The organism is Bacillus sp. JJ1773 (assembly GCF_036962035.1).
GTDB lineage: Bacteria > Bacillota > Bacilli > Bacillales > Cytobacillaceae > Cytobacillus.
Genome location: NZ_JBALNX010000148.1, coordinates 1 through 6312, shown reverse-complemented (window position 1 = coordinate 6312; position 6312 = coordinate 1). Strand labels below are relative to the sequence as shown.

7 protein-coding genes and 1 pseudogene are annotated in these 6312 nt (G+C 33.0%); 7 read left to right on the top strand and 1 reads right to left on the bottom strand.

Going from position 1 to position 6312, the window contains the following annotated elements; genetic code table 11:
• Window positions 1–123 precede the first annotated feature (123 nt).
• Window positions 124–1197 (top strand): hypothetical protein, encoded by a 1074-nt coding sequence (locus tag V7127_RS25590; protein WP_335491035.1) that lies wholly within the window; start codon window positions 124–126, stop codon window positions 1195–1197.
• A 277-nt stretch (window positions 1198–1474) separates the two neighbouring features.
• Window positions 1475–1960, top strand: a complete 486-nt coding sequence (locus tag V7127_RS25585; RefSeq protein WP_335491032.1) for an NUDIX domain-containing protein — start codon at window positions 1475–1477, stop codon at window positions 1958–1960.
• 187 nt (window positions 1961–2147) lie between these two features.
• Here V7127_RS25585 and V7127_RS25580 read toward each other — a convergent pair whose 3' ends face one another.
• Window positions 2148–2528 carry a DUF3221 domain-containing protein gene (locus tag V7127_RS25580; protein ID WP_335491029.1) on the bottom strand — a complete coding sequence of 127 codons (381 nt, stop codon included), beginning with the start codon at window positions 2526–2528 and terminating at the stop codon, window positions 2148–2150.
• A 219-nt stretch (window positions 2529–2747) separates the two neighbouring features.
• On the opposite strand from V7127_RS25580, the pseudogene V7127_RS25575 reads away from it, so the two are divergent.
• The 5 genes and pseudogenes from V7127_RS25575 to V7127_RS25555 all read left to right on the top strand — a co-directional run.
• A pseudogene (locus V7127_RS25575) lies at window positions 2748–2855 on the top strand (tyrosine-type recombinase/integrase); the annotation flags it as partial.
• A 284-nt stretch (window positions 2856–3139) separates the two neighbouring features.
• Window positions 3140–3859, top strand: a complete 720-nt coding sequence (locus V7127_RS25570; RefSeq protein ID WP_335491026.1) for a peptidase E — start codon at window positions 3140–3142, stop codon at window positions 3857–3859.
• A 185-nt stretch (window positions 3860–4044) separates the two neighbouring features.
• The gene (locus V7127_RS25565; RefSeq protein ID WP_335491024.1) at window positions 4045–4566 is read left to right on the top strand and encodes a hypothetical protein; all 522 of its coding nucleotides are present in this window, start codon (window positions 4045–4047) and stop codon (window positions 4564–4566) included.
• Window positions 4567–4786: 220 nt separating this feature from the next.
• Entirely contained in the window at window positions 4787–5053 is a 267-nt protein-coding gene (locus V7127_RS25560) for a hypothetical protein (protein WP_335491021.1), read from the top strand.
• A gap of 303 nt (window positions 5054–5356) precedes the next feature.
• Window positions 5357–6124 (top strand): carbon-nitrogen hydrolase family protein, encoded by a 768-nt coding sequence (locus tag V7127_RS25555; protein WP_335491019.1) that lies wholly within the window; start codon window positions 5357–5359, stop codon window positions 6122–6124.
• Window positions 6125–6312 lie beyond the last annotated feature (188 nt).

Genomic DNA, 6312 nt, shown 5'->3' with positions numbered 1-6312 from the left:
ATGGAATAAGGCTTATTAAACTAAATAACGAGAGTTAAAGATGAACATAATAATAAACATAAAATGTGGGTACGAATAAAATTTGTATCTTTTTTACCTACTTAATCAAAAAGGAATGAAAAAATGAGCTACGATAATAGTATATGGTCTGTAAATAAAACTTCATTTGAGAATGAATTTTTTAACCAGGAGAATATTAAGTGGGAAAATGATGGAATTATCTTCAATGGTGGAAGTTGGCAAATTATGATAAGTAATCCACATGAAGTAATGGCAGAAGATATCCCAGAAGAAGTCTTCGGTGAACTACCAGGGATTAGCTATTTTACAGAGCTTATTTTAGAACCTATAGGGGCACCTAAACGAGCTTTTCAGATACTAAAGAAGATATCTAAAATTCTAGCTCAATCTTCCCATGGAGTAATATTTGATGAACAGGAGGGTACCATCTCATCCCCATCTGGTGTAAAAAGACTGGAAAATGTTTTGGTAAAAGAAGACCCAAGCTTTCTTCAAATGACATGGTGGTTCATCGATGATAATACGTTTAAAAAGACAGGATTTGAAGCACTTTTAAATTTAATTGAATCTACTATGCCTGAAGCTATGCCTAGAAGATACGGACTTTATGAGCCGCCACAATTTAAAATATCCGATAAGGGAAAAGAACATTTTATTGAGTTTATTTCTGCAAGTTTACATGAAGGGGTAGTTTGGTATCCAAGTAAACCTTTCACTGATGTACATATTGGAATTCCTGATAAAGTGGGTCCGACGCGTGAAGGATTTAGATCATGTTATATTTCGATAGACTTTTTGGAAGAAGTGATGGTCCAACCGGGATGGCCATTAGAAATAAAGAGATTTTGGCTGAAAACTTCCGAATTGTTAAATTCTTTTTACGGTGAGGTTAGAAGGGGTTGGAGTCCAGTATCTGCTTGGTGGTGGAGGGGACTACCTAAAAAGTTAGGAAATGCTGCAATTTTAGGAAAGCCCTATATCGATTTATGGCCGGATTTTGTCAATAAAGCTAAACAAACCGAAAATGGTTTGTTTTATATTGAAAATATAAAACAAGATTATCAGGATCTCCATTCAATTATCACAGAAATACCAGAGGACATTGTACAACCCAAGAATAAGCAAAAACACTCAAGAAATTGGCCTTTTGAGGGACCATTTTTAAAATATAAATAATGATGAACTATATAATCACTATATATTGAGTAAAACAGAGTGGGCGAAAAAACATTAAAGTATGTTTTGTTATTCCATTAAAGAAGATCGCTTTTTTTCGTTATAGGGCCAGATTGTGGAGTAACTCATTGTACAGTAATATGAAATAGTTATTGTTAGCGGTTAAAATCAGAAGGTATTTTCATATATCTAACGAATTAGTTTTTTAGGAATTTCTTCTTTCTTACCATCAATCATTGATCAAACAATATCCTAAATATTTAAATGAGGTGAAATCGTGTCGCAGGTGAGAATTCGATGTACAGGTTTAATTATCGAACATAACTCTGTACTTTTAGTTGAATATGATCATAATGGGATTCATTATAATTTACCTGGTGGAGGACTAGAACCTGGTGAAACTATAATTGAGGGCGTTGCAAGAGAAGTTTTAGAAGAAACCACAGCTCAAGTGGAGGTTGGACCGTTAGCATTAATTTATGAGTTTGCTCCTCATAAACAGTCTGGTGATTATAACCTTAATGAGCAACACGCATTACAACTCATTTTTGAATGTAAAATAAAGAATAATTCAATGCCACGATTACCCGAATTTCCTGACCCAAACCAATCGGCGGTCAAGTGGGTTCCTATAGAGGAACTAGACTCCATTTTACTGATACCAAATATTTACCAACAAGTCAAAAACTATGTTAAGAGCAAAAGGAGCATCGACTTAATTGAGGATTATAGGTTAGACAGACTCCGTTTAGAATTAAATTGATTCATATTGCCAATTAATATTAGGGTGCAACCATCTACAAGGAGAAGTGCATCTTTATTTGATTAAGGACTATTTGAGTCAAAATTATTGACAAAAATAGTCCTAAAAAAACTAGAAAATAGCGGGAGCATTCAACCATATAGTGGTTAATAGGAGAAAGGCTGCTTAAATAGCAGACCTATACATATTAATTTATTTTTCTAATTTGTATTACATTAATTTTTGGGGGATACGATTCTAAGATACTTTTATACCAAATTTTTACCTTATCACCGTTTTTGATACCTTTAAATGGGATCTTAAACTCCGCGCCACTTAAAATAGACACAGGTTCAAACTTCAAGGTAGTTGAAAAATCTGTATTTAAGATTTTTTTTAAATCTGACTGTTTAAGTTTTTCTTCTTTTATAAAATAAACAACCCCTTCGTATTTAATAATATACCCAACTGAACTTGCTGCGTCCTTGCTGGCTATAGTATTAAGAATTTCCCCCGAAAACCATAAACCAGCTAGGAAAAACACCAATATACCAATTTTAATAATAGATTTGGGAAAATTCTTTATCATAAAATCCTCCATTATATAAAATAATTTATTTTTCCTTTCTGTTTACGCTATTTCCTTGTACTCTAATAAAGGACTAAGCTTTTGAAGAATTTTATACGCCTTATCATTAATTTATATAAGTTACTCTTAGTCTTTTCTATACATATAGCAGAATCCCTTTCTTGGTATTCCGCTCAAAGAACCTTTACTTAACAATTATTACTAGAAACACTTGATGTTTATGCAACACATATGATTAATAACGGTGCGCCACTTGAAGTAATTCAGAGCTTGCTTGGTCATGAGAAGAGTGAGACCACTAAAATATATGCTCAGTTAAGCGGATAATTGAGACACGATTTTTATAGTAAATATTTTTGAAAGCTATTTAAATTAAACTTTAGCTGAAATTGAGTCACGCATATAAAAATAAGTGTCTTTTTATTATCGGGCCAGATTGTGGAATAACTCTTTATAAGGAAATTGGATATCTATGTTAAATCTATGGAGAAGATTGTGGAGAATTGTACTTAAGCTAACGGTTCAGTTTAGCTGCATAAAAATGAGACAAAGAAGGGAAATAATCCCCTGTTGCAGTATTCAGTATGTAACATATTGAAAGGGATGAGAGTATGAGACAAATTATTGCAATGGGTGGCGGTGGTTTTTCTATGGAACCCGAAAATCTTTTACTTGACCAGTATATTGTAGCTCAAGTTAAAAAAGATTTACCAAAGGTATGTTTTGTTCCAACTGCTAGTGGAGACCAAACAAATTATATTGAAAGATTCTATAAAGCATTTAAGACTCTTCCTTGCCAACCATCTCACTTATCTTTATTTGAACCAGAATTTAAAGACTTAGAAAAATATGTTCTTGAGCAAGATGTTATATATGTCGGTGGAGGCAACACCAAAAACATGCTTCTTTTGTGGAAGGAATGGGGATTAGATAACGCTTTGAAAAAAGCATATGAAAAAGGAGCTATACTTACTGGACTAAGTGCTGGTTCAATTTGTTGGTTCGAAGAAGGATTAACTGATCCATTAAATGCACCTTTATATAAGCTAGATTGTTTAGGCTACTTGAAGGGCAGTAATTGTCCTCATTATGATGGAGAGAATAAAAGGAAGCCCTCATATCACCAATTAATCTCAGAAGGAAAAATAAAAGAAGGTTATGCAGTTGATGACGGTGTGGCTCTTCACTTTATTAATGAAACACTAAAAATTACTGTTGGTTCAAGACCAAAGGCAAAGGCATACTATGTTAAATATGTAGATAGAAAAATTATTGAAACCGAGATTAATACAATTTTTTTAGATGATTTATTAGGGTCCAAATTAAACTAAAAAGAGCGTTATAATGTAGCTCCTTCGAATTCTTCACTATTCAACAAAAGAGCGCTAATCCGGAATAAATGGCGCCATTTTTTATGTATCGAGTCAGAAGTAAATTTAAAAGGGAATATGGATAGAAATAGGGAATTTATATTTAATGAAATTTCAAAAGTTCGGTGGACAGGAGGAATAAGTAATTGAGAAAAGGTCTATTAAGTATTTCTTTACTTATTATTTTACTTATTGCGGGTTGTTCTCAGGATAACAAAGAAAAAGCTAACGTTAATACAAATGAGGGTGTTTCTGAAGAAAATCAACAATGGGATATTTCTACAGAGTTTGAAACACCAACTGGGGATAAATTGATTGGACAAAAGAATAAAGTCGGAATAATTGGGGGCGTGATTAAAGCCGGGGATATAGAAAAATGGTTGTGGCATCTCTGGGGAGATGAACAAACTATAAAAAGTGGCAATTTTAAAGTGGTAGCTGTCAACAAAGATACAGGAGAAAAAGAAATGGTTTTAACAACAGATGCCGGCACTGCTAATGAAAGAAAAGTTTGGAGTTATGGGCAATTAGTTTACAGTCCTAATGGAGTAAGGGGTTCAGATAGCTCAATACCTTCCAATTTATCATTTTCCAAAGCAGGGATATGGCGTTTAGAAGTCTTTATCGGTAACAAACATTTTGGTTCAATTGTTGTCGATGTAAAGTAGAAAATTGTTAACCCTTTAAGCAACAATCGGGCGCTTTTCTGTAACAAGGAACAGCGCTTATTTTCATTATAGGGCCATTTAATGGTGGAAGAATATCAAGAAAAATTGAATACTTATGGTAATGATAATATGGTGTTTGTGAAAGATTGTGCTTAAACTAACGGGGCAGGAAAGTGTAAAAAGCAGTAGTTTCTTTTGGTAATATTAAAGGGGGATGGATATGTTTTTCTTTAATAAAGAAGATGTTTATATAGGATTTTCAATGGAAGAATTTTCAAAGGTAAGAGCAATTTTAAAAAGAGAAGGCATTAAATATACCTATAAAGTTGTTGATCCTTCAGGAAAATGGTTGGGACCTGGTACATCAAGGGGAAACTTTGGAAGTTTTGGAATGAACAAGAATTATGAACAACAATATGTTGTTTCTGTTAGAAAAAAAGACGCAGAGAATGCAAAATATTTTGTTCATAGTGTTTTGCATTCATAAGTTTTATTTCACTCACGGGGGCTTTACTTCAATAACAATATTCAACAAACGGGCGCTTTTCTGAAAAATGGAAAGCGTCTTTCTTCATGAAAAGGGCCAATTTATGGAGGAAGAATATCAAGAAAAATTGAATACTTAAGTAATGATATTATGGTGTTTGTGAAAGATTATACTCAAACTATCGGGCAGATTAAATCAATTAGGATTGTCAGAATTTATTTGAAAAGACGAGTAATTATTACTAAGATAAATAAACAAAAAGATATTATTTTAATTATACTTTATATCTAGAAAGGGGGATTTATGTTGAGTAAATTAAGAGTTGCTTTATTACATTTATTACCAATTGCTGGTGATATTAAAAAAAAACAAAATCTTATTGAAAAAGCAGTTAAACAAGCAGCGGATCAAAAAGTAGACTGGATTATTACTCCAGAATTAGCCGTTAGTGGCTGGCAATTTTCACAAAAGATTGGAACTAAGTGGATTAAGCAGCAACCCGATGAATGGATGAGCAATTTTTTATCTTTGGTTAAATCTTTGAATACTTATGTATTACTTGGTTGTCCTGAAAGGTCAGAAAATGGAGAACTTTATAATTCAGTATTTGTTATAAACAGAGATGGAAAGTTAATAGGAAAACAAAGGAAGATCACGAGTATTATAGATGACTGGTCTACATCTGGTGATTTCATTGAACCAATAGATATGGGGAATGTTAAAATTGGTGTTTTAATATGTGCAGATGCCTATACTAAAAATATTGCAGATACATTATTGGTAAAAGGAGCCGAGATCCTAGTTGCCCCTTCAGCCTGGGGTCCAGGGTTATTCGGACCAAACGGTGAGTGGGAACAAAGATCCATAGATACTGGACTATGCTTATTTGTTTGTAATCGTACTGGAGAAGATAAGTCAGTTACCTTTTGGGAAGCTGAAAGTCTGATTATTAAGAATGGTAAACGCCTCCTTTCGCATAAATCCAAACAATCAGCAATTTTAACTTTTGATTGGGATTTAGAAAGTATGGATTTAATTTGTTCAGACTTTGATATTGAATATATATCTTAGTAACGAAGATTGTGGAGCAAACAGGAACGCTTTTTCACTCACAGAGCAGTTTAATATAATAAGCGATGGGTGTAGACGTAATACTAAAACAACCAAAGAATTGTATAAAAGGATACGGTTATATAGAACTAAAAAACAAGAAATAGGCATTGTCTTATTCAACAAACATGGGCTATTCTTCAAGAAGG